The following is a 24,331-nucleotide window of genomic DNA, read 5'->3' on the forward strand; positions in this document are numbered from 1 at the left end:
ACGGGTAATAATTAAGAACTAGCCCAATGTTGGGGTTTGTAGGAAATTTAAGGTTCACTATGTCAGTCAATGAACAAATTGCGAATAGCTACTTAGACAGTTTGGAACGCCATATGGCGCTATTTGCGAATATGGCGAATTATCATCAAGAGTCGATAGCGCTTTTGGAAGCGTGTCAGAAGACACTTGCCTCAGGTGGTAAAGTTATTTGGTTTGGTAATGGTGGTAGTGCGGCAGATGCACAACACCTTGCCGCGGAATTTGTGGTGCGTTATAAACTAGAGCGCGGGCCATTGGCCTCAATCGCACTCACAACAGATACGTCAATACTGACTGCTCATAGCAACGACTATCATTTTAACACGGTATTTGAAAGGCAAGTTCAAGCGCTATGCAAGCCAGAAGATTTGGTCATAGGCCTGACAACGTCAGGTACTAGCGAGAATATCAATTTGGCTTTGGCTGCAGCAAATGAAATTGGAGCTTATACAGTGGCTTTAACTGGTCGTCAGGGCGGCGAAGTCAAAGACATTGCTAAATTGCCTATTATTATAAATTATGATGAAACAGCACGTATTCAAGAAGCGCATATGTTTATTGGTCATTGGCTTTGTGAAGCGGTTGACTTTTTAATTGCGGAGCAAAGCAAATGAATTTAGCTGCCTTACAAAACCTGAATAATGCACGCGTGCTTGTTGTAGGTGATGTGATGCTAGATAGATATTGGCATGGTGATACCGGTAGGATCTCACCTGAAGCCCCGGTGCCTGTCGTTAAAGTAAGTAGCTTAGATGACAAAGCCGGTGGTGCAGCCAATGTTGCGAAGAATATCGCACATCTTGATGGCAAGGTTGGGCTTCTAGGCCTGATTGGCCAAGATGACAATGGCCGTAAGCTGAATACTATTTTGGCAGATGAAAATATTGATTCTCAGCTAGTAAGCGTGGAACACCTACCGACCATTGCAAAAATGCGAGTGATCAGTCGTCATCAGCAAGTTGTTCGCTTGGATATGGAAGAGCAATTCTTACCGGAGCACAGCGCATTGCTTACCGAAAAGCTTGAGCAAGTAATTGATGCATACGAATATGTATTGTTTTCTGATTACAATAAAGGTGCGCTTGCTAACATCTCTGAGATGATTGCTATCGCAAAACGAGCAGGCAAAACGGTACTTATTGACCCTAAATTAAGTGATTTATCACTCTATCGCGGTGCCGATTTCATTACGCCGAATCTAAATGAATTTAAGCTCGCTGGTGGTGATGTTAGCTCAGAGGCTGCGATTACCCAAAGTGCTCGACAGTTAATCTCAGAAGCGGGTATCAATGCTATGTTACTTACGCGCTCTGAGCATGGAATGTCTCTTATCTCTGAGGACGAAAAGCATGATTTCCCTGCACAAGTACTTGAAGTAAGTGATGTAACAGGAGCTGGTGACACAGTTATTGCAACACTAACGACTATGCTAGGTGCAGGTATGAATGCCAAAGAGGCTGTTGAAATGGCTAATTTGGCAGCGGGTATCGTGGTTGGTAAATTAGGCGCAGCTACGGTAACACCGGAAGAGTTGAGTGCAAAATTGAGCCAGTATTTGAAAGAAACAGGTGAGCATTACCAGGCACCTTTTGAAGATGTGCTGCAACATATTTCATTTGCAAAGCAAAATGGCGAGAAAATCGTGTTTACGAACGGTTGTTTTGATATTTTGCACGCAGGCCATGTGCGTTATTTAGCGCAGGCTAAATCGATGGGCGACCGTTTAGTTGTAGGGTTAAACAATGATGAGTCAATTTCGCGTTTGAAAGGGGCCGATAGGCCAATTAATCCTTTAAGCGAGCGTGCGATGGTTATTTCAGCTCTGGCTTCGGTTGATTGGGTGATTCCTTTTGGCAAAGAAGCAGAGGGCGATACGCCTACTAATTTAATTGCGACGATAAGCCCTGATGTGCTTGTCAAAGGCGGTGATTATAAGGTCGAGGAGATCGCGGGTGCTGATCATGTTTTAGCACAAGGTGGTCAGGTTGAGGTATTGTCTTTTCTAGACGGTTGCTCAACCTCGAATATCATTAAAAAAGCGCGTTTAAGCAAGAGTTAATTGTTTAAGTGCTTTTCGTAAGCCTGAAGCAGCACTTGCCAGTGTGAATCATCAAAAAAGAAAGTCGGCCATTTGCCGGCTTCTTTTTTAAAAGAACGCGCAAGCCTATCAATATTGGCCTGTTGCCATGTTTTATTTGTGGCTCTGATCTCTCCTTTATCGAAGTCGATTAAATTGACATTACCCTGTCCATCAAAAAGGATATTATTGATATTGAGGTCGTCATGATAAACACCTTGATGGTGGAAATCAGCAATGGTTTGACCGACAGACACTAATTCATTTTCTGATAGGTGGCTTTGTTGTAGCTTTTCACACAAACTTTGTGCGCTTGGGATTGCTTGTGTAAGTATATCAGCACGATAAATACCATAGGCTTGTTCAACATATGCCGCAATGGGATCTGGCACAGGTAGGTTTAACGCCTTCAGCTCTAAAAGAAGTTTAAATTCTTTATATACTCTGGTTTTCTCCAAGCCTAAAAATAGGTATTGATCATTCAATACTTTGCCTATTAAGCCGCCTCTCCAATAATGTTTTAATACGGCAATACTTCCTTTTTGATATTGAATAAACCAAGCTGGCGCGCGGCCAAGTTTACTGTTGACGATAGCGTCTTTTTGCCGCCAATATTCGACATCAAACCAGTCATGGTTAATGTTTAATACGCTATTTTGTGGCGTTAATATGAAGTGGTTGCCGGTATTGTCTATTTTGAGCATAAGTGGCTAGCAAAGTGGAAATATGTCGCAAGTTTAGCGATTTTTTCTCAATAGGGAAATGCACAAGTGTTGCAAATCGAGACGATTAATTTAAGATCGTGCGTTCTTAAACTGATTGGGTAAGGCGAGTGTCAAAAACAATTTCTTCTATTTGCGTGCTTCGACTATCAGCTATTGGCGATGTATGTCATGCAGTGTCAGCAGTACAAGCGATTCAACGCGCACATCCTCAAGCGAAAATAACTTGGGTAATAGGTAAAGTAGAGGCGATGTTATTGGCCGATTTACCAGGTGTTGAGCTTGTGGTGTTTGATAAAAAACGCGGCAAAGCGGCTTTTAAGGATTTAAGAGCGCATTTTAAAGGCACAAAATTTGATGTGCTGCTGCACATGCAGGTTGCGTTCCGTTCAAATGTGGCTACGCTGTGTATTCCTGCAAAAGTGAAAATTGGTTTTGATAGCGCGCGCTCAAAAGAGTTGCACTCGTTAGTCGTCAATCAACGTATCACGGGTCAAACCGAGCCGCATGTCCTAGAAGGTTTTCATCATTTCGCTCAGGCAATTGGCGCACAGTCTCAAGACCCGACTTGGAGTATGCCCTATACAGCAGAAGATGAGGAACAGGCAAAAGCGCTTTTGCACGGTCTTGAGCGTGTGTTTGTCATTTCACCTGCTGCGAGTAAAAAAGAGCGAAACTGGTTGCCAGAGCGTTATGCAGCGCTTGCAGATTATGCCACCGCGCAAGGCTTTCAGGTTGTAATAACCGGAGGCCCAACTGAGTTAGAAGTTAGTCTAAGTCAAGCCATTATTGAGCATGCAAAATGCCAGGTTTTAAATCTCGTGGGTCAAACGGGGTTGAAAACCCTTTTATGTGTGCTTAAACAAGCAAAGTTAGTACTTGCACCTGATACAGGGCCTGCCCATATGGCAGTGACGGTGGGTACGCCCGTTATTGGCCTATACGCACATTCCAATCCAAAGCGAACAGGGCCATACTTATATCAGCAATATGTTGTTGAGGTGTATCATCAAAATTTACTCCAACAAAAAGGCAAGTCGGCTAGTGAATTACCGTGGGGCACTCGTGTAAAAGGTGCGGACTTAATGGCACAAATTAGTGTTGATGATGTGACATCGATGTTTGACAAAGTCGTTCAGCAAGAGAAATTATGAAATCTAAAGCAGTATTCTTAGATAGAGATGGTGTGATCAATCATGATCATGCTTATGTTCATGCCATTGAAGACTTCGAGTTTATCGATGGTGTGTTTGAAGCGTGTCAATATTTTACAGGGTTAGGCTATAAACTTATCGTGGTGACGAATCAATCTGGTATTGGTCGCGGATATTACGATGAAGCTCAGTTCCAGCGTTTGACACAGTGGATGTGTGAGCAGTTTAACAAGCACGGTATTGATATCGCGGGCGTTTATTTTTGCCCACATCACCCCAAAAAAGCACTACCGCAGTATTTGCGCGATTGCGATTGCCGAAAGCCAAAACCAGGTATGTTATTACAAGCGATCGAAGAGCATGATATCGATCCTAAAACAAGTATCATGGTTGGAGATAAAGCTTCAGATATGAAAGCTGCCACTGCAGCAGATGTGACAACCAAAATATTGGTGCGTTCAGGGCAAGAGTTCACCGCTGAGGATGAGTCATTGGCAGATTTTGTTTGCGACTCTTTGGCACAGCTGCCCCAAAAATTGGGTTAACGCCCATTTAGCTTTACGCTCACATAAAACAAGATAATCACAATCCGTGCATTTAGCTTGCGAACCTTTTAAAATATACTCAAGTAATTTAACTCATTCATACAACAAGTGGGTAATTGGCTTGAGTATGACTTTTCATTTGGTGTGTACCCTTTTAATTGATTTAACCTGAGTTTCATCGTCTATTGAATCGAAAAAACATTGCATTGAATTAAATAAACCATGCAGTATTCGAGGCATCATAGTCGTGTGTCACCTCAGAAATAAAATTAGGCGTACACACTCCGTGCAACCAATGGAGACTCTACATGAGATCAGCGGCATTTTACAGCCAACTTCAACAACAAATAGAAGAAGTGAAAGCTGAAGGCTTATATAAAAAAGAACGCATTATTACATCACAACAGCAAGCAGAAATCGCTGTATCAACAGGTGAGAGCGTTATTAACTTTTGTGCGAACAACTACCTAGGCTTGGCTAACCATCCAGATTTGATTGCGGCAGCGCAAAGCGGCTTATCTGATCATGGTTTTGGCGTTGCATCTGTACGCTTTATTTGTGGTACTCAAGATATTCACAAGACGTTAGAAGAAAAAATCAGTGAGTTTTTGAAAACTGAAGATACGATTTTATACTCGTCATGCTTTGATGCTAACGCGGGCTTATTTGAAACGATCCTTGGCCCAGAAGATGCAATTATTTCAGACTCTTTGAACCACGCATCTATTATCGATGGTGTGCGTCTGTGTAAAGCTAAACGCTTCCGTTATGCAAACAATGACATGGCTGATTTAGAGAAGCAGCTGATTGCAGCGACAGAAGCGGGTGCTAAAACTAAGTTGATAGCAACTGATGGTGTTTTCTCAATGGATGGTGTTATCTGTAACTTAGCCGCAGTGTGCGATCTTGCGGATAAGTACGACGCACTTGTTATGGTAGATGATTCACATGCAGTTGGTTTTGTTGGTGAAAATGGCGCAGGCACGGCTGAGTACTGTGGCGTTATGGACAGAGTTGACATTATCACAGGTACCCTAGGTAAAGCACTAGGTGGCGCATCCGGTGGTTACACATCAGGTAAAAAAGAGATTGTAGAGTGGTTACGTCAGCGCTCTCGTCCATATTTGTTCTCTAACTCGTTAGCGCCATCTATCGTGACAGCATCTATCAAAGTGCTTGATATGCTTAAAGACGGCAAAGCATTACGTGACCAGCTATGGGAAAACGCAGCATACTTCCGTAACGAGATGGAAGCGGCTGGCTTTACATGTGCAGGTAAAGATCATGCAATCATTCCAGTTATGCTTGGTGATGCTAAAGTAGCAGCTGAAATGTCAGACAGATTGCTAGCTGAAGGTATTTACGTGATTGGTTTCTCTTTCCCTGTGGTGCCAAAAGGTCAAGCTCGTATTCGTACGCAAATTTCAGCTGCGCACACTAAAGAACAATTGGACAAAGCGATTACAGCGTTTATCCGCATTGGTAAAGATTTAGGTGTGATTTAATTGCTAGGTGCTAATGCACCTACTTTCTAACGAGTGAATATTATGAAAGCATTATCCAAGTTGAAAGCTGAAGAAGGGATCTGGATGACCGATGTGCCCAAACCTGCAATGGGGCACAACGACTTACTGATCAAGATCCGTAAAACGGCAATTTGTGGCACCGATGTCCATATTTATAAGTGGGATGAGTGGTCTCAAAATACGATCCCAACACCTATGGTCGTTGGCCATGAGTATGTGGGTGAAATCGTCGATATGGGCCAAGAGGTACGAGGCTTTTCTGTTGGCGACCGTGTTTCTGGTGAAGGCCATATTACATGCGGACATTGTCGAAACTGCCGAGCAGGTCGAGTACACTTATGTCGTAATACCATTGGTGTGGGTGTTAATCGAGAAGGCTCATTCGCTGAATACTTAGTTATCCCAGCTTATAACGCATTTAAAATACCAGATAATATTTCAGATGAGTTAGCATCGATCTTTGACCCATTTGGTAATGCTGTACATACTGCTTTATCATTTGATTTAGTGGGTGAAGATGTATTAATCACTGGCGCAGGCCCAATTGGTATTATGGCAGCAGCGGTTGCTAAACATGTCGGTGCGCGCCATGTTGTTATCACTGATGTGAATGAATATCGACTAGATCTTGCACGTAAAATGGGTGCCACTAAGGCGGTCAACGTGGCAAGCGAAAGCCTTGAAGATGTGATGGAAGAATTAGGCATGACAGAAGGCTTCGATGTAGGCTTAGAAATGTCTGGTGTACCGGTTGCGTTTAATAGCATGCTGAACAACATGAATCATGGCGGTAAAATTGCGATGCTGGGTATTCCACCAAGTGATATGGCGGTTGATTGGAACCAAGTCATTTTCAAAGGCTTAGTTATCAAAGGTATTTACGGACGTGAAATGTTCGAGACTTGGTACAAGATGGCAAGTTTGATTCAGTCTGGTTTGAACCTAGAACCTATCATTACCCATGAATTTAATGTGGATGATTTTCAGAAGGGCTTTGATACAATGATCTCAGGTCAGTCTGGTAAAGTGATTCTAGACTGGACAAAGTAATTTAAGTCCAACAGGCGGCTTTAAATTGTACTTTCCTTTGTATAAGGTATTGTATTAATTGAGCCGCTTTTTTAATGAGAGAGATATGGCTTTTAAACATATTAGTATTGAACAAACACAAGCATTAATCGCACAAGATAACGTGGTTGTTGCAGATATCCGCGACCCTAACTCGTTTGCCGCGGGGCACATTCCTGGTTCGGAGCATCTTTCGAATGAAAACTTAGCGCATTTTATGCAGGAAAAAGAGTTTGAGCAGCCGATCATTATTGTTTGTTACCATGGGATCAGCTCTCAAAATGCTGCAAACTATTTAGTCGAGCAAGGCTTTGAAGACGTTTACAGTATGGATGGTGGCTTTACTCAATGGGAGCAAACACTTCCGGAACATGTAGAAAAATGAAATTACTTGGCTCCTTTTCAGACCCTAGAGCGGTTCAAGGAGCCGTTGATTACCTAAGAACACTTGGGGTAGAAAGTAAGTTACACAGTGAAGATGGAAGAACTGTGTCAGTGTGGGTACAAGAGCAGGATTTGCTGACCGCTCAAGCGATTTGGCAAGAGTTTCTAGATAACCCTTATCATGAAAAGTATAGCAATGCCTCTTGGCAAGTGGGCGAGACAGACGGGGTATTAAAATATCAAGGCACACAGCTAAATCTATTTCAGCGTTTTGTGCGTCTAAACTGGCTCGTACAGGCTGTCACAATCTTCGTTTTACTTGTCTACATCAGTTTTTATTACTTCACGCCGTCGGCTGTATTCGAAGCGCTTAAATTTGATATAAACCACCCTTGGAGCTGGCTAACTCCTGCTTTTATGCACTTTGGTGCGGTACATTTATTGTTTAACTTAAGCTGGTGGGTTTTTTTGGGTAACCAAATCGTCAACCGAGCAGGTTTTATAATTTTGCTCTCTCTTTTCACGGTCAGTGCATTATTGAGCAATTGGGCGCAGTTTTTACTTGTTGATGAGAACTTTGGCGGTTTGAGCGGAGTTGTTTACGCACAGATGGGGTTTTGCTGGATCTACTCATACCTTAATAAAGATGAGCAGGTTATTTTGTCTAAACCCATGATCGGCTTTATGTTGGTGTGGATGATTTTAGGATTTACTGATGTGCTATTTATCAGCATGGCAAATTGGGCCCACTTAGTTGGACTACTAACAGGAATGAGCCTAGCTGCGATGATATATCAAACTAGTGGTAAAGGTACTTCGTAAATAAAACTTCTCGGATAATTTCTTGTCCAGTTTCATCTTTGAGCAATGTTTTCAACTTTTCTGCGCAGCGCTTTCTAATCTCTTCTCGACCAGTAAGAGACTTTATCGTTTCTTCTGGTTCTTTGCTTAATATTTGAACGATTGCATCTCTTAGCAATGGGGTGTGGTGTTCGACTACAGCAATATTAGCAATATCATCCAGCATCAAGTCAATAGTAACGCGCACGTAACCGAGTTTTTTATTTGATTGGCCGATATAGTTCGTAATGATATCTGGCTCAAAACCGTAATAGCCAACATTTGATTCTGCTTTAAGCTTAAAGCTTGCAACACTGACCGTTAACGCCATAAATAATAAAAGAGTGCGAACCATAATCGTCTGAAAATACGTAACTAAATATCAACAATATGGTTAGTTTATACTTAAACTTAAAGCATGAACAGCCAGCATTTAGATAATCACGAACTTTTTTGCATTGCTAAGCTTTGCTATCATGGCAGCGGTTTGGTCTTTATTGAATTATTGCATTGTTAAAACATCCTATTTCTCTAGATTTTAAATGGGGGAGCTGCGACGAGGTTGTCGCCAAAGCACCTTCAAAAATATATGAACGCTTGATTGAGCAAGGTTCCTTAACGGCATTGTTAAAAAGCCAGAGTGACAGCTTTAAAGTAAAAGTTCTCGATGAACAGCATCTGATGTTACCGCCAGATATTGCCAAGGCACTCGAAAGCGAGGTTGAGCAAGCAGTATGTCGGCAGGTGTTACTCTATTGCGATGATTTGCCCCATGTTTATGCGCAAAGTTGGATTTTGTTGAATGCAAATGAGCAAGGATTGATGAATCTTGGTGATAAACCACTTGGAGAAAAGTTATTTCAACAGTCGCTTTGGCATAGAGGAGAGCTAGAAGTAAGCTATGTTGATGATACACACTCTCACATGCAATTATGTACATTACTCGGCGCACAGCATAGCCCTATCTTTGCTAGACGAAGTATATTTACCAAAGGCTCTGCTAAAGTCTTGGTATGTGAAATTTTTAATAATGAGATTAATTAAATGAAAGTAGCCTCGTTGCAATATGCCAATGTTGCCGAATATAAACAATTGATGCGAACGGATAAGCCGATTGGGACATTCTTATTGTTGTGGCCTACTATGTGGAGCTTATGGTTAGCATCTGGAGGCATGCCAAGCCTTTTACATATTGTAGTTTTTGGCGTAGGCACTTTTATGATGCGCAGTGCTGGTTGTGTAATTAACGATTATGCTGATAGAAAAGTAGATGGCTCAGTAAAAAGAACAGCAATGCGCCCGCTAGCCCGTGGAGCTGTATCAGAACGAGAAGCGCTGACGCTCTTTTTCTTACTTGTCTTAATTTCATTCCTACTGGTGCTGACTTTAAATTGGCAAACAATCGTCTTGTCAGTCGGTGGAGTCGTACTCGCCGCTTTATACCCATTTATGAAGCGATATACACATTTACCTCAGGTAGTTTTAGGGGCTGCATTTAGCTGGGGTATCCCTATGTCATTTATGGCTGCAACAGGTGAAGTCCCGCTTGTGGCATGGTTATTATTTGTCGCCAATGTACTGTGGACCGTTGCGTATGACACTATGTATGCAATGGTAGATAGGGATGATGACATTAAGATTGGGGTTAAATCGACCGCGATATTATTTGGCAAATGGGATAGACACATTATTGCCTTATTAAATATATGCTTTTTATTGTGCATGTTTATAGTGGGTGTTCATTTCATGTTAGGCACTTGGTATTGGGCTGCAATAATTATTGCCACTATGATGTTAGTGTATTTACAACGAGAGATTGTAGAGCGTGATAGAGACGCATGCTTCAAAGCTTTTTTAAATAACAATTATGTAGGCTTGACAATATTCATTGGCGTGCTTTTAGGTTAGATTTTTGCCCACACCATTTAAAGTGTGGGCTTAGTGCGTCAAGTATAAAAGGAATTAAGAATGCACCGGCGCACCATTTACTTGCAATTGAGCGGCTGTTTTTTCAATCAATTGAAGTAGGCTGTTTACATGGCTGTTCCCACTAAGTTGGTGGTTGGTATTAATAACTAATTGCTCATGACTGTTGTCTTTGTTGGTCTTCAAAAGAACTAGCTCAGGGTCTTGTGCAATTGTTTTTGAATGCTCAATGCTTGCAATAGCAAAACTTTGGCTGTTTTTAAGTCCATCAATAACTTGAGTGATATTACCTATCTTCACACTTGTTGATTTGTTTAGACCTTCTACAGACTCGTTTAACATGCTCTGCACTTGCTTTGACTGCGAGAAGCAGCTGTACATTGGGTACTGAGATAATTCTCCTCTACGGATACACTCTTGTTGGGCAAGAGGGTGCTGCTTGGATACAAATAAAATCAGCTGATCCGGCAAATGAATATCACTGATAAGGCTTGTTGCTGATGATAAATAAACACTGATATCCACTTCACCTAACTGAAGCTTTCTGGTTAACTCATGTTCATCTAATAGCTGCATCTCAATTTTGACATTAGGAGAGTCAGCTAAGAATCGGCCACATGACATAGGAACAATTTCGCTTGCTTTCGCGGTATATCCAACGACCAACTTTTGTTGATCTCTGCCAAATAGGCTTTGTTTAATGGTATTTTTTGTGACGTCCAGTTCACTTAGGGTTGCTTTACAGTAATTGAGAAATAGCTCACCTTGCTCGGTTAGTTTTACTGAGCGTGTAGAGCGTTTTACCAGTTCACACCCAATTTCATCTTCCAGAGTCTGTATACTTCTCGTTAAAGCTGATGTACTTATCTGGGTTTGTTCGGCAGCTTGTCTAAAGTGACGAAGGTTGCCTAGAGCAACGAATTGCTCAAGTTGTTCAAATCTCATTTGAAATTCCTTTTATTTCAACAAAAATGCAATCATGACGTTGATTTCCTAATACTAATACAGTTTCAGGAAACATCCAAGTGAATTTTTTACATTTCGCTTACAAAGTTTTAGTCGGGATAGGTATCCCTGATTAAAATGAATTGTTCCAGATTATTTATAAATAAATCAACTAATTTGGGATCAAATTGCTTGGATTTTTGAGATTTTATCTCTTCAAGTACTTTTTCTAGGGACCATGCCGATTTATAGCAACGTTTGCTGCCTAATGCGTCGAAAACATCAGCTATTGCAGTAATTCTTCCAACAATATCAATGTCTTCGCCTTTCAAGCCTTGAGGGTAACCTGAACCATCCCATTTTTCGTGATGCTGATGAGCAATTGTTGCGCCGCATTGCAATATTTCATTCGTTGATTTTTTCAAGATATCGTAACCTAGCTGAGCATGTGTTTGCATTATTTCCCATTCATCACTGGTCAGTTTTGCAGGTTTATTTAATATCACATCGGGAATACCAATCTTTCCAATATCATGTAAGGGGGATGCCATTTTGATTATTTCGGCTTGGTAACTATTGATGCCTGATAATTCAGCGAGTAACTTACTGTACATCGCGACACGTTTAACATGTGAACCGGTTTCTTTTGAGCGTTTTTCTACTGCTTCACCTAGAATATAAGACAGTTCACGTTGTGACTCTTTAACGGTTTCACGCAATTTTATATTGTCGTGCGCCAGTGCAATGTTGTTTGCAAAAAATTCAAGGAGCTGACAATCGGTGCTACGTAGCGAGCTTTCTTTACTTACGTATAACATGGTCTCTAGCCCACCTTTAGAGGTGAAATAGCCGACATATTCATTGCAAGACTTGCAAGAAGTCTTTCTGTTATGTGTTTCGATGAATAAGTTTTTAACGTTATTTGGAATTTTATCTGAGCTGGGTTCTATGCCTTCTCCTGAAGCAGCTAATAGTTTGAATTGAGAGCCAGAGTCTGTTTGTTTATTGGTTGCTGCAGCACAATAAATTTCTGAATCAGATAGCCCTAAGACTTGTGCAACATGCTCTAAAATAGTTGATGCAAAATCTTGCACATTGTCACATTCTAAAAAGCTAGACGATGCAGCAATGATCCTCTCTAGGCCTTTTTTGTGCAGCTCGATGGTTTGAATGTCTCGGTGCGAGCGAAGTGCAGAGTAGAGGAGCGTTTTCAGTTTTACTGCGGTGAGCTCTGTTTTATTTTTATAATCATTAATATCGTAATCGCGGATCACAGATTCTTCAGGGGCTTCTCCAGGTTGACCTGTTCGAAGAATTAACCTGATGTCATGGTTAGCCATTTCATTGCGGATGAACTTAATGAGGTCGAGACCTGCATGGTTGCTCTCCATGACAACGTCAATCAGTCCAACAGATATGCAATCTTGGGTCTCTAAAATTTCCATGGCTTGTTTAGCCGAATAAGCGTGATGAAAGCGTAATGCTTTATCCTCAAATTTAAAATCAGAAAGAACCAATTTGGTGACTTGGTGAATGTCCTCCTCGTCATCAACGACTAACACATCCCAAAAAGCACGCTCTTCAGGTTGTGATGCTTCTTCTCTTAATTGCTCATTTGAAAAAAGAAAACCGCTCACACATGACCTACCTTTAACTATTGATAATCTCAGTATAGTAAGGTCAAAACGAGTTGCTTACTCTTGCATCGGCTTTTTTTCGATATTATTGAGTTCAATTTCTATTGCATCACACGAAATATGGATTTCGTAAAGTGAGAGCATAAGAGAAGCAACTAGACAGCAAAGGCTGGCGCCAAACAGCACTATGCCGAGTAAACCAATGTCGATAAACAGCGCAAACATGGAGAGTGTGCAGAGAATAAATGAAAAGACACCCCAGACTTGCATTAAACGGATCAATTTAATGCGTTTTTTTAAGTTATTGATTTGCTGAACAACAAGTGGGCGCAAAGTATCCCCTTCACGTGCGTTGAGCTCTCGGATTAACTGAGCAAGTACTAAAAAACGATTCGTGTAAGCCAATAATAGCAACGAAATTGCGGGGAATAATAACCCTGGGGTGGTAAGCGTCATAGAGCTCTTCCAATTTACACACTACAATATTGTTTATGATAGCAAAATTAACATTGAGTGCGATGGTTAATGATTTAGATAAATGGTGCTGCGTATTCAGCACTGATAATATGATCGAAGCCCACCTTGTGAATGGTCTATTGCATCAAGCTCGCATCAAGACGACTATGCAAGGGGAGGCGTTATCATCTACCCTTGGAGAGCTTCCGTTTGCTGATAATACCATTAAGATCTTTGTGCCTGCGATAAAGTTGCCCCTTGGAGAAGAAATATTGGTAAACTACCACCAGAAAAAATCGAAATTAGATTGGCAATGTCAGCATTGCAATGAGCTCAATGGCTCAGCTTTCGAGTATTGTTGGCATTGTGGAAGAGAGTATGAGTAAAGCAAACAACTTTCAGCGCATTCGTGAACTGAACTATTTACAAAAAGCGGTACTTGCGGCGGCTATTTTGGAAAGAATGACACCAAACTATGGATTATTTAGTGAAGCAACTGGATTTGGTGACGAGCAAGTTTTTAGAAGTGCATTGAATTTATGCTGGGAAAAGCTGCTATTACCAAAAAGTAAAATCAGCTTAGAAAAGCAAATTGAGAAAATCGAGCCTAATGTCCCTGAATTATCTGACTTTGATATGTTTGGTACATACCCTGCGATAGATGTCGCAACTGCATTGTTGGGTTTTATCCAAGGGATCATGACCAAAGATGACGTAGAATTCGTCAATGTCGCAAAAATATCGCAGGCCACTGTAGCGCGATATATCGAGTTTCTATTCGCCCAAGAAGATGTTATTCCAGACAATAAACAGGTTCGTGAGCACCCATTGATGCAATATGAAATTGAAGTATTGGGCGAACTAATAGATTTTGTTGAAAATATGGGGCGCATTTCTTCTGAGAGCGTTAAGCAGTTAAAAGCGCAAGCGATAATTGATGGTCAAACTAACATTGGCTTGGCCATCGAGAATGTGTAGTAAAAAGTGTAGTGGAGAATAAGATTGCGTATTTTAGGTATTGAATCTTCCTGTGATGAAACTGGCATCGCTATTTATGATGATGAACAAGGGTTGCTTGCTCATCAGCTCTACAGTCAAGTTAAAGTGCATGCCGATTATGGTGGCGTCGTTCCGGAGCTTGCGTCTCGGGATCATGTACGTAAAACTATTCCACTGATTGAAGCCGCTTTTGAGCAGGCTGGCTGTGGCCCTGAGTCTTTAGATGGTATTGCCTATACGGCGGGCCCAGGTTTGGTCGGGGCATTGCTGGTCGGGACTTCTATCGGGCGTTCGCTGGCATTTGGCTGGAACATTCCTGCAGTTGCTGTACATCATATGGAAGGGCATTTACTTGCACCCATGTTAGAAGATGACAAACCCGAGTTTCCCTTCGTGGCACTGCTTGTTTCTGGTGGCCATACTATGATGGTCAAAGTGGCTGGTATTGGCGAATATGAGATATTAGGTGAGTCTGTGGATGATGCTGCAGGTGAAGCATTTGATAAAACTGCCAAGTTATTGGGTTTGGATTACCCTGGCGGCCCATTACTTGCGAAACTAGCGACACAGGGCGTGCCTGAACGTTTCGTATTCCCTAGGCCAATGACAGACAGACCCGGGTTGGATTTTAGCTTTAGTGGCCTTAAAACCGCCGCAGCGAACACGATAAAGAATGAGGGTGATGACACACAGACTAAAGCTGACATTGCGCATGCGTTTCAAACCGCTGTCATTGATACATTAGCAATTAAGTGTAAACGCGCATTAAAGCAAACAGGCATAAAACGCCTTGTCATCGCTGGTGGGGTGAGTGCTAATGTTGAACTGAGAACAAAGCTTGAGCGTATGATGCAAGGTATGAAAGGGCGTGTTTACTATCCTCGTACTGAATTTTGTACAGATAACGGGGCTATGATTGCGTTTGCTGGTATGCAGCGTTTAAAAGCGGGTCATACAGCACCGCTTGATATGAAAACCCAACCTCGCTGGCCATTAGATAGTCTTCCTGCGATTTCTTAATCTTTTTCAGTGTTTTTCTTCCCGACTTTAGGCTCCTTTCCTTGGAGGAGCCTAGTGATGTTTGCTCTGTGACGGAAAATAATTAGCAGCGTTAAAAAGCCAACTGGGAGCGTGTATTGTGGCTTGATAATCCAAGTATAAAGCGGTGCTGCGGTGACGGTCACGATGGCTGCAAGTGAGGAAAAACGAAAAGCCCAAAGTACAAGCAACCATGTCACTACCAACATGCCTGCCAAAGGTAAGCCAATGGGCAATAAAGCCCCAAACGCGGTGGCGACCGCTTTCCCACCGTTAAAGTGGAAGAAAACGGGGTAAATATGGCCAAGACAAGCACATACAGCGACTGCACCTAACCAAATCGGTTCTATATTTAAGAAATAAGCGCCCCAAACTGGGATCGTGCCTTTTAAAACATCAAAAATAAGTACCAAGGCCGCCGGCAGTTTTCCACCAATACGCAATACATTGGTTGCGCCCGGATTATTCGAACCTGAAAAGCGGGGATCAGGCAAAGAAAACAGCCTTGATATTAAAATTGCTGAGGAAATCGAACCAAATAAATAAGCACAAATACACATTAAAATGACTAACACAAGCTTCCTTATTTTTTATTGCTCTGTTTTGGGCTATGATCGCGATTCTTTTTACACGGCCTAATATTATTCGCCGACCCCGTTTTAGTCATGCTAGGAGTATACATGGACAAGGTCTATATCTCGCAATTACACGTCGAGACCATAATAGGAGTTTACGACTTTGAGAAAGAAAGTAAACAAAGCCTTTATTTTGATATTGAAATGTCTACAGATATTACCCCAGCAGCGCAAACTGACGATATAAATCTTACCGTAGATTACGCAAAAGTTAGTGAGCGAGTGATTGATTTATCTGAATCAATTCAAGTAGAGCTATTGGAAACCTTGTTAGAAAAATTGGCTAAGATGATTTTGACTGAATTTGCTGTCAGTGATGTTCGAATTAAAGTCAGTAAACCAGCAGCAGTCGCACAAGCAGCTACCGTTGGCATTGAAATATATCGGAAAAAATAGCATGTCAGAGATTTATATCAGTATTGGTTCCAATGTAGATCGGGAGCGGCATTTTAAAAACGGGTTGACGGCGTTAATTGACCACTTCCCAGATTATAAGCATTCAAATGTTTATGAGAGCGAGCCGGTGGGCTTTAATGGGCGAAATTTTTTCAATTCGGTATTTGCTGCTAATACGCACATGTCAGTAGATGAAGTTTGTCACTTACTCAAAAAGATTGAGCGTGATAACGGTCGCACGCAAGGCGATAAAAAGTTTAGCCCCCGCACTTTAGATCTTGATTTGTTGCTTTATGACGATTTGATCTGTGAACAACCTGCTCAATTACCTCGAGACGAGATCACAAAAAACGCTTTTGTGCTATTACCTTTGTCTGAAGTCGGTGGTCACATTACGCTCCCAACCACAGGTGAAACTATTTCATCTATTTGGGAAAATTATCATAACCCTAGTCAAAAACTATGGAAAGTGGAGTTCTAATTTACAATGAGTTTAATTGAAATTATCGTTCTGGCCTTAATTCAAGGCTTAACTGAGTTTTTACCAATTTCGAGCTCTGCTCACTTAATATTACCTTCACAGGTTTTTGGCTGGCAAGATCAAGGCTTAGCATTTGACGTTGCGGTTCACGTGGGTACCCTTTTTGCAGTGATTATTTATTTTCGTAAAGAGGTAAGTGAAATCTTAGTCGCTTGGTTTAAGTCCTTTGGCAGTCAGGGGACAACTGATGATAGCAAATTAGGTTGGTTTATTTTGCTGGCCACTTTACCTTCGTTGGTGATTGGTTATTTTGCCAAAGACTTGGTGGAAGAGTACTCAAGAAACGCCTGGATCATTGCTGGGACGACCATTGGTTTCGGTTTATTACTTTGGTATGCAGATAAAACGGCGAAACAAATAAAAACGATTTACCAGATCAACTGGTTGATGGCGTTATGCATTGGCCTGTCTCAGGTAATTGCAATGCTACTGCCTGGTACGTCTCGTTCAGGGATCACGATGACAATAGGCTTATTGATGGGTCTGAACAAACAAAGTGCAGCGCGATTTTCATTTTTAATGTCAATTCCAGTCATTGCCGCTGCTGGCAGCTATCTAACTTATAAGCTTATTTCTGAAGGAGATGAGTTTAATATTGCAGATATTGCTACGGGTGCAGTGTTGTCATTCTTCGCGGCTTATGCATGTATTCACTTTTTCTTAAAGGTTATTGAGAAAATGGGCATGCTACCATTTGTGATTTATCGACTCGCACTAGGCGCTTTCTTAGTCATCTATTTATCTATGTAATTGTATATGGGGCGATATGAGCCCCATTGTTTTATTCTGCTATCACAATCAAAGCTTTTATCGTAAATAATCACTTCGGCACTGCCTAAAGGCCCTGTGTGTATAGCCTTGGTGCGGTATTCTAAACCAATTTTTTTCATGATATTAATTGAACCTTGATTGTCTGGGCGAGCTAAGGCTGTGAGCTTTTTGGCGACTTTATGTTCGGCTATGGCATCAGCAATCTGCTTAGCTGCTTCTGTCGCATAGCCGTTTCCCCAGCTTGATTGCATAAATCTCCAGCCGATTTCTAAATTGGTGTCGTCTCTTTTTTCTGTAAAAAAGTCCATAGGGCGCACGAGGATCCAGCCGATAAAGTCGTTGCTTTGCTGTAAAAAGCAGCCCCATAATCCCCATCCACTCGTTGGGTTAGAGAATTGTTTGAGTCGAGGTATAAATATTGAATCTATGTCTTCTTGACTTGTGATCTTGCCACCATTTATAAACTGCATCACATCAGGATTTTGATCTAATTGAAAGAGCAGGTGGGCATCGTCTGGAGTGAGTAGTCTGTACTTGAGTCGATTTGTCTGATTAACTTTCATTATAATAGCTTTATCCTTTTATTATTAGACTTGGTACAATAGTGCGTCATTTTTGTTTGGAGAATATTTTGGGTAACTCTGTATTGGCGCTTCGTGCACAGCAAATTTCTGAATCTAAGAGAGAGTTCAAAGCACGAGGTTCAAAACTTACTCGATGTGAGACTTGCTTACTCGCAGAGCCATTGTGTATTTGCGCTGGCGTTAAGCAGGCTCAGTGCTCAAGCGCAGTGTGCTTGTTAATGTATCATAACGAAAGTTTTAAGCCATCCAATACCGGGCGTTTAATCGCAGATATTGTGCCTGATAACCACGCATTTCGATGGGATCGAACAGAGCCGAGCGATGCATTGATTGCGTTATTGGAGAATCCATTGTATCAGCCTATTGTGGTTTTTCCTGAAGAAAATGTGCAACCACAGCGGGTGATAAAAACAGTAGAGCGTATAGAAGGGAAAAAGCCGTTGTTTATCTTTCTTGATGGTACATGGCGTGAAGCAAAGAAAATGTTCAGAAAGAGTCCATATTTGGATCAATTCCCTGTGTTATCTGTGTCACCGCAAAGCTTGTCAAATTATAAGTTAAGAGTTGCGCCCCATGAGCACCAGCTCGGCACGGCGGAAGTCGCTTGTGTTGTATTTGAAGAAAATGGTGAAACAGAAGCGGCTGAAAATCTCACATCGCATTTTATTGATTTTAGAGATGCGTATTTACGAGGCAAACGAAGTAAATTTTCTGACTTATAAACACGAAGATAGCGCGACTCTTTCGAGCCGCGCTTGACGGAATCTTCTAAACAGCATCCTGCTATGTTGAGTAACTCAACTCCCTAATTCATTTCCATACAATTCGCTTGGTGTTTTGGTTCTGCGAATTCTTGCACATCATGTACTAATCCACTTGGCTCATCCTGACCCCATCCTCATTTGCATCAAACATATCCATTGTTTGACATTACCCTGCAATTATTCCTTTGGGCTAATCCATTACCCTTCCTAATTCCATCTAGTCCTGACATCCTGAATATCTGAACATCCTTACTTAAATACTTACTTCCTGCAAGTACATCATAATCCTAGTTCCATACTCCATTCGGGGGTCAATCCATGTTGCGCCAATCACATCCGTTTTCCCTGCTATGTCTCTCCCCAAGAGACAATTAAAGTATATGCTGTGCTGCGTATTAATACATTAGCTTGAAGATTATCAAAAAAGGGCTATCTTCTATTTGATATATAAAAATTATTAAATAACAATAGGTTCCTTATTTGAGGGCGGTTAAATCTGGATTAGATTACTCGATATCTACAAACAGAGTGAGAAATCTCTTACAGATAAATTGTCTTTATGCGGTAATAATAATTTTGTTCACCCACTCAGCGGGCTGTAATTTATGTATAATCGCGTTAGAATTACTTGATAATAATAATTGTTTGGATTTGGAGTCTTCATGAAACGAGCTATCGCCACATTATTGACCGCTGTGACCTGTATGCCAGCTTTTGCAGCCGATGAAGTAAATATCTACTCATTTCGCCAACCGTTTTTAATTCAACCTATCCTTGATGACTTTACAAAGCAAACTGGGATTAAAACTAACGTTGTTTTTGCAAAAAAAGGCTTAATTGAACGTGTTAAAAGAGAAGGGAAGCACTCGCGTGCAGACTTAGTCTTAACTTCAAATTTTAGCGCTATGATCCAGTTAGAAGACCTTGGCCTTACGCAGCAAATCGCAAGTAAGACCGTTGAGCAAAATATCCCAGCCTCTTTTAGAGATCCAGAAGGGCAATGGGTTGCACTTACCAAACGTGTGCGTAACGTATACTCATCAAAAGCAAGGCTTGGTAAATTGGAGTCACTAAGCTACGAAGAGCTAGCCGATCCAAAGTACAAAGGAAAAATTTGTACTCGCTCTGGTAAGCACCCGTACAATTTAGGGTTAGTTGCATCAATGATCGCGCATCATGGTGAAACTGAAACCAAAGAATGGTTGGTCGGAGTTAAAAACAACCTTGCACGAAAACCTCAAGGTAATGACCGTGCACAAGTTAAGGCAGTTAAAGAAGGCTTGTGTGATATTGCTTTAGGTAATAGCTATTATTTCGGAAAGATGATGGCAGATGAAAAGCAAAAGTCATGGGCTGAGTCTGTTTACATCAACTTTCCTAACCAAAAAAATCGCGGTTCGCACTTAAATGTATCTGGTGTAGTTCTAACCAAGTATGCAAAAAATAAAGAAAATGCCTTGAAACTCATAGAGTTTATGACGGACAATAAGGCGCAGAATATGTACGCATCGACGAATATGGAATATCCGGTCAAGCCGGGCGTCGAATTATCTCAAATGGTAGCGTCATGGGGAGTGTTTAAGGAAGACAGCTTGCCACTTGCTGAAATTAGTAAATACCGTCCATTGGCTCTAAAGCTAATCGATGAGGTAAAATTTGACCTTTAATGCAGCTAAAAAATAAACTGTCCAATTGGCAGATAACAGCGTGGGTGATTGGCGTATGCCTGTCGACCCCGCTGGCTTTTCTCATTTTTGAATCATTACAAGGAGAATCTGAAGTATTCTCACACCTGTGGGATACAGTTCTTTGGGACTACATCAGTAATACTATTTGGCTGATTGCAGGGGTGTTGTTACTGAGCTCATTAATTGCACTACCCCTTGGTTGGTTAACAGCATATTGCCACTTTCCCGGAAAGCGAGTGTTTGAGTGGGCTTTAATGCTGCCACTTGCGATGCCCACCTACATCATTGCCTACGTGTATACAGATTTATTGGATTATGCAGGCCCTGTGCAGATCTTTCTGAGAGACTGGTTTGGCTGGACGAGTCCCGATGATTACTGGTTCTTTGATATACGCACTTTGCCAGGTGCTATTGTGATGATAGCTTTGGTACTCTACCCTTATTTGTACTTAATCTTTAAAACAGCACTTAGAGAGCAGTCCTTCAAATTGGTTCAGGCTAGCCAGTTAATGGGCTTATCGCCATTTCAGAGTTTTCTCAAAGTAAGTCTGCCTTTATCCCGTGGTGCCATTGTTGCTGCACTTGCTTTAATAAGCATGGAGACGATGGCGGACTTTGCTACGGTGCACTATTTTGCAGTCAGTACACTCACTACTGCTGTTTATGATACTTGGCTCGGTTACTATTCTCTCACTGCCGCAGCAAAAATTTCAGGGATCATGTTGCTGTTTCTCTTCATTGCATTGTCACTAGAAAAAATGAGCCGTAAAAGTAAGGTCGTACATGAGCGTCAAAGTAGTGTAAATGATACCAGCCTATATGAACTGAGCGGTAGAAGTGGCTGGTTGGCGACAGGTTTTTGCAGCCTTATATTGATTGTTGCGTTTTTTATTCCCGTGGGCGTATTGACCAGTTACGCGATTGGTTATTTTGATCAGGCTTGGAATGACGCGTTTTTTAATTATGCGTGGCAAAGTTTAAAAATCAGTCTTTATGTCAGCGCAATCGCTATTTGCTTTAGTATTTTGGTGGTGTTTTATCAGCGTATAGGCGAGCAAAAAACCAAGAGCGTTCCGGGGAAGGTAGCGAGTATGGGGTATGCCTTGCCTGGTACCGTTTTAGCTATCGCGGTGTTATTGCCTCTCACATTATTTGATGACTATTTAAACCGCTGGCTGGATGGTACTGGATTTGAACCCGGGCTGTTACTCAGTGGTACCATTTTTGCACTTGTTTTTGCGTATGTAGTGCGCTTTTACGCCATAGCTCAGGGTGCTGTAGAAGCGAGTTTTGTGCGGATCAGCCCAAGTATTGATATGGCGAGTGCGTCTTTGGGCAAAAATAATCTGCAGACATTGGGTCGCGTACATATTCCTCTATTAAAGCGCGGTATATTAACCGCGGGTTTATTGGTATTTATTGAGTGTATGAAAGAGCTACCGGCAGCACTGCTGCTCAGGCCGTTTAATTTTGAAACACTCGCAACCCATGTTTTTCAGTTTGTAAGCGATGAACAGTTAGAGTTAGCATCAATATCTGCCTTGTTTATCGTACTGGTTGGGTTAATCCCGCTTTATTTGGTTAACCGCTCAATGGAGCAGCAAACATAATGTACAGTCTTGCTATAGAATCTTTGCAATACAGTTATGACGGTCATGCTGTGATCGACAACCTTGATTTGCAGGTAAAGGAAAATGAAATCGTCTGCTTGTTAGGCGCCAGCGGATGTGGAAAGACGACCACACTTAAAGCCATTGCCGGACTTATCAGGCCGCAACAAGGCAGTATTAAAATTGGCCAGAACCAAGTCAACGGTGAAAACATATTTGTCGCGCCGCAACATCGAAATGTCGGTATGATGTTTCAAGACTATGCTTTATTTCCGCATTTGACGGTAGCGCAAAATGTTGCATTTGGGCTAGGAAAGTTAAGCCGCGCTGAAAAGCAATCTCGTGTATCTGAAATGTTAGAGCTGGTGCATTTAGGTGCTTATGCCGCGCGCTTCCCGCATGAGTTGTCTGGTGGTCAGCAGCAAAGGGTCGCTATTGCAAGAGCGCTGGCTTATCGCCCGAGCTTGTTACTGTTAGATGAGCCTTTCTCAAATATAGACGCGCAAGTTCGCTTTCAACTTATCAGTGACATACGCAGTATTATCAAAGATCAAAAAGTATCTGCGATTTTTGTCAGTCACTCAAAAGATGAAGCCTTCGCTTTTTCAGATCGACTTGCCATTATGCACAAAGGCCAAATAGCACAATTAGGGTGCCCAACCGAATTGTTCCATCAGCCAAAAAACCAAGTGGTTGCAGAGTTTTTAGGCCAAGGGATTTATTTAGATGCAACACATGCTGGTAATGGGGCATTTAGCACTCAATTTGGGCAAGTGAACTCATTAACTCAGCAAAATGACGGACAAGACAAGGGGAAAATATTTGTCAGGCCGAGCCACATTGAACTTTATAATACCGACCATGGTGCGATCCAAGTGAATCAAGAGAGGTTTGTGGGTACTGAGTATTTGTATGCCATAGAATTACAGGGTCAACAGCTAGAAATAGCAAAACCTGCTGACAAACCGTTAGATTTGTCTAAACCTATCTCTTTAAAAATTAAGCCCCATGCGGTAAATTTCTTTTCTTAGAGCGATAAACGATAAGGAAAAGGTATGGCCCAGCCGCAATCGGGGATCTGTGCAGAGGCAAACTTGCATGGCTTACATTTATTCTTCAATGTGCTTGAAGGGCAGGATGAAGCTGTGCGAGAAGCACTAGCGCAAGCTGGGCGACTGCAAGATGAATTAAGTGATAGATTCTCTGAATCTATGCTTAGCAGCTTCGTCGCGATTGGTGCCCAATATTGGCCTCATATCTATCCTGAATTTATACCACCTGAACTAAAAAGCTTTCCTCATATTCGTTCTACCGATCACTTAATACATAGTCAGCCTTTTGATTTGCTTTATGTCATTCGCTCAGATAGAGAAGATGTAAATCATCTATTTGCGCAAAGTGTCTTACATATGTTGGGAGGCTGTGTTGAACTCGTTGCGCATGTTCGCGGTTTTCGCTTTTTGGATGGGCGCAATTTTAACGGCTTTATTTACGCCAGTGAGTCACCTCACGGTCGCTTTAAGCGTAAAGTCGCGTTAGTTGATAACCCCGAAGGACTAGATCATCAAGGCAGCTACATTCATATTCAGCGAGTGAAGTTTGATTTGGCGAGGTGGCAGCAACTTACAATTGATGAGCAAGAGGCGCTGATGGGCCGTACGCGCTTAGATAATAAGCTGATTGAGCCGGCAGTGGCATTCAGTCATGCTAGTCGTGCAGAGCTTAAAGATGCACAAGGGCTAGTGCTGCTGTTGGATCAGAGTATGCCGTTTGGGGATGTGTTTGAGCAAGGTAGCATTAATCTGAGTTGTGCGGCTCACGGGAATGCATTTGAGACGGTACTAATGAGTCGATTCGGTTTGCTATCAGGGCAAGATTGTTACGATCCACTATTAGATTATTCTGAAGCGGATATGGGCGCGTCTTTTTTTGCACCATCCTTACAGTTTTTGAAAGAGATGGCGCAAATAATGACTGACGATTAAA

General features: G+C 41.8%; 28 protein-coding genes. 21 read left to right on the top strand and 7 right to left on the bottom strand.

Going from position 1 to position 24,331, the window contains the following annotated elements; translation table 11 throughout:
* Window positions 1-59: 59 nt before the first annotated feature.
* Window positions 60-653 (top strand): D-sedoheptulose-7-phosphate isomerase, encoded by a 594-nt coding sequence (locus AC2CZC_RS11305; protein ID WP_484581858.1) that lies wholly within the window; start codon window positions 60-62, stop codon window positions 651-653.
* Entirely contained in the window at window positions 650-2,098 is a 1,449-nt protein-coding gene (hldE, locus tag AC2CZC_RS11310) for a bifunctional D-glycero-beta-D-manno-heptose-7-phosphate kinase/D-glycero-beta-D-manno-heptose 1-phosphate adenylyltransferase HldE (RefSeq protein ID WP_484581859.1), read from the top strand. The genes AC2CZC_RS11305 and hldE overlap by 4 nt, the downstream gene beginning before the upstream one ends.
* Here hldE and AC2CZC_RS11315 read toward each other — a convergent pair.
* Window positions 2,095-2,820 carry a 3-deoxy-D-manno-octulosonic acid kinase gene (locus AC2CZC_RS11315; protein WP_484581860.1) on the bottom strand — a complete coding sequence of 242 codons (726 nt, stop codon included), beginning with the start codon at window positions 2,818-2,820 and terminating at the stop codon, window positions 2,095-2,097. The genes hldE and AC2CZC_RS11315 overlap by 4 nt on opposite strands.
* A gap of 128 nt (window positions 2,821-2,948) precedes the next feature.
* Here AC2CZC_RS11315 and AC2CZC_RS11320 point away from each other — a divergent pair, with 128 nt between their 5' ends.
* From AC2CZC_RS11320 to glpG, 6 genes are all read left to right on the top strand, one after another.
* Window positions 2,949-3,992, top strand: a complete 1,044-nt coding sequence (locus AC2CZC_RS11320) for a glycosyltransferase family 9 protein (protein WP_484581861.1) — start codon at window positions 2,949-2,951, stop codon at window positions 3,990-3,992.
* Window positions 3,989-4,537 carry a D-glycero-beta-D-manno-heptose 1,7-bisphosphate 7-phosphatase gene (gene gmhB, locus AC2CZC_RS11325; RefSeq protein ID WP_484581862.1) on the top strand — a complete coding sequence of 183 codons (549 nt, stop codon included), beginning with the start codon at window positions 3,989-3,991 and terminating at the stop codon, window positions 4,535-4,537. The genes AC2CZC_RS11320 and gmhB overlap by 4 nt, the downstream gene beginning before the upstream one ends.
* 308 nt (window positions 4,538-4,845) lie before the next feature.
* Complete coding sequence (locus tag AC2CZC_RS11330) at window positions 4,846-6,042, top strand: glycine C-acetyltransferase (RefSeq protein WP_063360728.1); 1,197 nt, start codon at window positions 4,846-4,848, stop codon at window positions 6,040-6,042.
* A gap of 42 nt (window positions 6,043-6,084) precedes the next feature.
* Window positions 6,085-7,113 (top strand): L-threonine 3-dehydrogenase, encoded by a 1,029-nt coding sequence (gene tdh / locus AC2CZC_RS11335; protein ID WP_484581863.1) that lies wholly within the window; start codon window positions 6,085-6,087, stop codon window positions 7,111-7,113.
* A gap of 85 nt (window positions 7,114-7,198) precedes the next feature.
* On the top strand, window positions 7,199-7,516 hold the full coding sequence (gene glpE, locus AC2CZC_RS11340) for a thiosulfate sulfurtransferase GlpE (protein WP_284021870.1): 318 nt from the start codon (window positions 7,199-7,201) through the stop codon (window positions 7,514-7,516).
* Window positions 7,513-8,337: a rhomboid family intramembrane serine protease GlpG gene (gene glpG, locus AC2CZC_RS11345; protein WP_484581864.1), complete on the top strand. Its 825-nt coding sequence runs from the start codon at window positions 7,513-7,515 to the stop codon at window positions 8,335-8,337. Before glpE ends, glpG begins: the two co-directional genes overlap by 4 nt.
* Here the strand turns inward: glpG and AC2CZC_RS11350 are convergent.
* Window positions 8,315-8,710 carry a flagellar basal body-associated protein FliL gene (locus AC2CZC_RS11350; RefSeq protein ID WP_063360724.1) on the bottom strand — a complete coding sequence of 132 codons (396 nt, stop codon included), beginning with the start codon at window positions 8,708-8,710 and terminating at the stop codon, window positions 8,315-8,317. The two genes, glpG and AC2CZC_RS11350, sit on opposite strands and share 23 nt — an antisense overlap.
* Before the next feature lie 155 nt (window positions 8,711-8,865).
* Here AC2CZC_RS11350 and AC2CZC_RS11355 point away from each other — a divergent pair, with 155 nt between their 5' ends.
* Complete coding sequence (locus AC2CZC_RS11355) at window positions 8,866-9,399, top strand: chorismate--pyruvate lyase family protein (RefSeq protein WP_484581865.1); 534 nt, start codon at window positions 8,866-8,868, stop codon at window positions 9,397-9,399.
* Window positions 9,400-10,263, top strand: a complete 864-nt coding sequence (gene ubiA / locus AC2CZC_RS11360) for a 4-hydroxybenzoate octaprenyltransferase (RefSeq protein ID WP_484581866.1) — start codon at window positions 9,400-9,402, stop codon at window positions 10,261-10,263.
* Window positions 10,264-10,317: 54 nt separating this feature from the next.
* On the opposite strand, the gene AC2CZC_RS11365 is transcribed toward ubiA, so the two are convergent.
* The 3 genes from AC2CZC_RS11365 to AC2CZC_RS11375 form a co-directional block, all read right to left on the bottom strand.
* The gene (locus AC2CZC_RS11365) at window positions 10,318-11,226 is read right to left on the bottom strand and encodes a LysR family transcriptional regulator (RefSeq protein WP_284021874.1); all 909 of its coding nucleotides are present in this window, start codon (window positions 11,224-11,226) and stop codon (window positions 10,318-10,320) included.
* A 110-nt stretch (window positions 11,227-11,336) separates the two neighbouring features.
* Complete coding sequence (locus AC2CZC_RS11370; protein WP_484581867.1) at window positions 11,337-12,863, bottom strand: DUF3369 domain-containing protein; 1,527 nt, start codon at window positions 12,861-12,863, stop codon at window positions 11,337-11,339.
* A gap of 57 nt (window positions 12,864-12,920) precedes the next feature.
* Entirely contained in the window at window positions 12,921-13,319 is a 399-nt protein-coding gene (locus AC2CZC_RS11375; RefSeq protein WP_484581868.1) for a DUF2721 domain-containing protein, read from the bottom strand.
* A gap of 35 nt (window positions 13,320-13,354) precedes the next feature.
* Between AC2CZC_RS11375 and AC2CZC_RS11380 the strand changes: the two genes are divergently transcribed.
* From AC2CZC_RS11380 to tsaD, 3 genes are read left to right on the top strand one after another with little or no spacing between them, the layout of a single operon-like run.
* Window positions 13,355-13,705: a putative signal transducing protein gene (locus tag AC2CZC_RS11380; RefSeq protein WP_231098055.1), complete on the top strand. Its 351-nt coding sequence runs from the start codon at window positions 13,355-13,357 to the stop codon at window positions 13,703-13,705.
* On the top strand, window positions 13,698-14,297 hold the full coding sequence (locus AC2CZC_RS11385; protein WP_063360718.1) for a YjaG family protein: 600 nt from the start codon (window positions 13,698-13,700) through the stop codon (window positions 14,295-14,297). Before AC2CZC_RS11380 ends, AC2CZC_RS11385 begins: the two co-directional genes overlap by 8 nt.
* Window positions 14,298-14,321: 24 nt before the next feature.
* On the top strand, window positions 14,322-15,338 hold the full coding sequence (gene tsaD, locus AC2CZC_RS11390) for a tRNA (adenosine(37)-N6)-threonylcarbamoyltransferase complex transferase subunit TsaD (protein ID WP_237135194.1): 1,017 nt from the start codon (window positions 14,322-14,324) through the stop codon (window positions 15,336-15,338).
* On the opposite strand, the gene plsY is transcribed toward tsaD, so the two are convergent.
* Window positions 15,335-15,931 (bottom strand): glycerol-3-phosphate 1-O-acyltransferase PlsY, encoded by a 597-nt coding sequence (gene plsY / locus AC2CZC_RS11395; protein ID WP_484581869.1) that lies wholly within the window; start codon window positions 15,929-15,931, stop codon window positions 15,335-15,337. The genes tsaD and plsY overlap by 4 nt on opposite strands.
* A gap of 105 nt (window positions 15,932-16,036) precedes the next feature.
* Between plsY and folB the strand changes: the two genes are divergently transcribed.
* Genes folB through AC2CZC_RS11410 form a run of 3 tightly spaced genes read left to right on the top strand, consistent with a single transcriptional unit; the run spans window position 16,037 to window position 17,678 of the window.
* Complete coding sequence (gene folB, locus AC2CZC_RS11400) at window positions 16,037-16,387, top strand: dihydroneopterin aldolase (protein ID WP_484581870.1); 351 nt, start codon at window positions 16,037-16,039, stop codon at window positions 16,385-16,387.
* 1 nt (window position 16,388) lies between these two features.
* Window positions 16,389-16,868, top strand: a complete 480-nt coding sequence (gene folK, locus AC2CZC_RS11405; RefSeq protein ID WP_484581871.1) for a 2-amino-4-hydroxy-6-hydroxymethyldihydropteridine diphosphokinase — start codon at window positions 16,389-16,391, stop codon at window positions 16,866-16,868.
* 6 nt (window positions 16,869-16,874) lie between these two features.
* A complete protein-coding gene (locus AC2CZC_RS11410) occupies window positions 16,875-17,678 on the top strand; it encodes an undecaprenyl-diphosphate phosphatase (protein ID WP_484581872.1) in 804 nt (267 codons plus the stop codon).
* Here AC2CZC_RS11410 and AC2CZC_RS11415 read toward each other — a convergent pair.
* A complete protein-coding gene (locus AC2CZC_RS11415) occupies window positions 17,663-18,262 on the bottom strand; it encodes a GNAT family N-acetyltransferase (RefSeq protein ID WP_484581873.1) in 600 nt (199 codons plus the stop codon). The genes AC2CZC_RS11410 and AC2CZC_RS11415 overlap by 16 nt on opposite strands.
* Window positions 18,263-18,330: 68 nt before the next feature.
* On the opposite strand from AC2CZC_RS11415, the gene AC2CZC_RS11420 reads away from it, so the two are divergent.
* The 5 genes from AC2CZC_RS11420 to AC2CZC_RS11440 all read left to right on the top strand — a co-directional run bounded on the left by AC2CZC_RS11420 (window position 18,331) and on the right by AC2CZC_RS11440 (window position 24,330).
* Window positions 18,331-19,005, top strand: a complete 675-nt coding sequence (locus AC2CZC_RS11420; RefSeq protein ID WP_484581874.1) for a tRNA-uridine aminocarboxypropyltransferase — start codon at window positions 18,331-18,333, stop codon at window positions 19,003-19,005.
* 704 nt (window positions 19,006-19,709) lie between these two features.
* Entirely contained in the window at window positions 19,710-20,714 is a 1,005-nt protein-coding gene (locus AC2CZC_RS11425; RefSeq protein ID WP_063360710.1) for a Fe(3+) ABC transporter substrate-binding protein, read from the top strand.
* Window positions 20,714-22,345, top strand: a complete 1,632-nt coding sequence (locus AC2CZC_RS11430) for an ABC transporter permease (RefSeq protein WP_484581875.1) — start codon at window positions 20,714-20,716, stop codon at window positions 22,343-22,345. Before AC2CZC_RS11425 ends, AC2CZC_RS11430 begins: the two co-directional genes overlap by 1 nt.
* Window positions 22,345-23,376: an ABC transporter ATP-binding protein gene (locus tag AC2CZC_RS11435; RefSeq protein ID WP_484581876.1), complete on the top strand. Its 1,032-nt coding sequence runs from the start codon at window positions 22,345-22,347 to the stop codon at window positions 23,374-23,376. Before AC2CZC_RS11430 ends, AC2CZC_RS11435 begins: the two co-directional genes overlap by 1 nt.
* 24 nt (window positions 23,377-23,400) lie before the next feature.
* Window positions 23,401-24,330: a Dyp-type peroxidase gene (locus AC2CZC_RS11440; RefSeq protein WP_484581877.1), complete on the top strand. Its 930-nt coding sequence runs from the start codon at window positions 23,401-23,403 to the stop codon at window positions 24,328-24,330.
* Window position 24,331: the final 1 nt, after the last annotated feature.

The sequence above is a fragment of the Pseudoalteromonas sp. MMG033 genome (assembly GCF_057197785.1).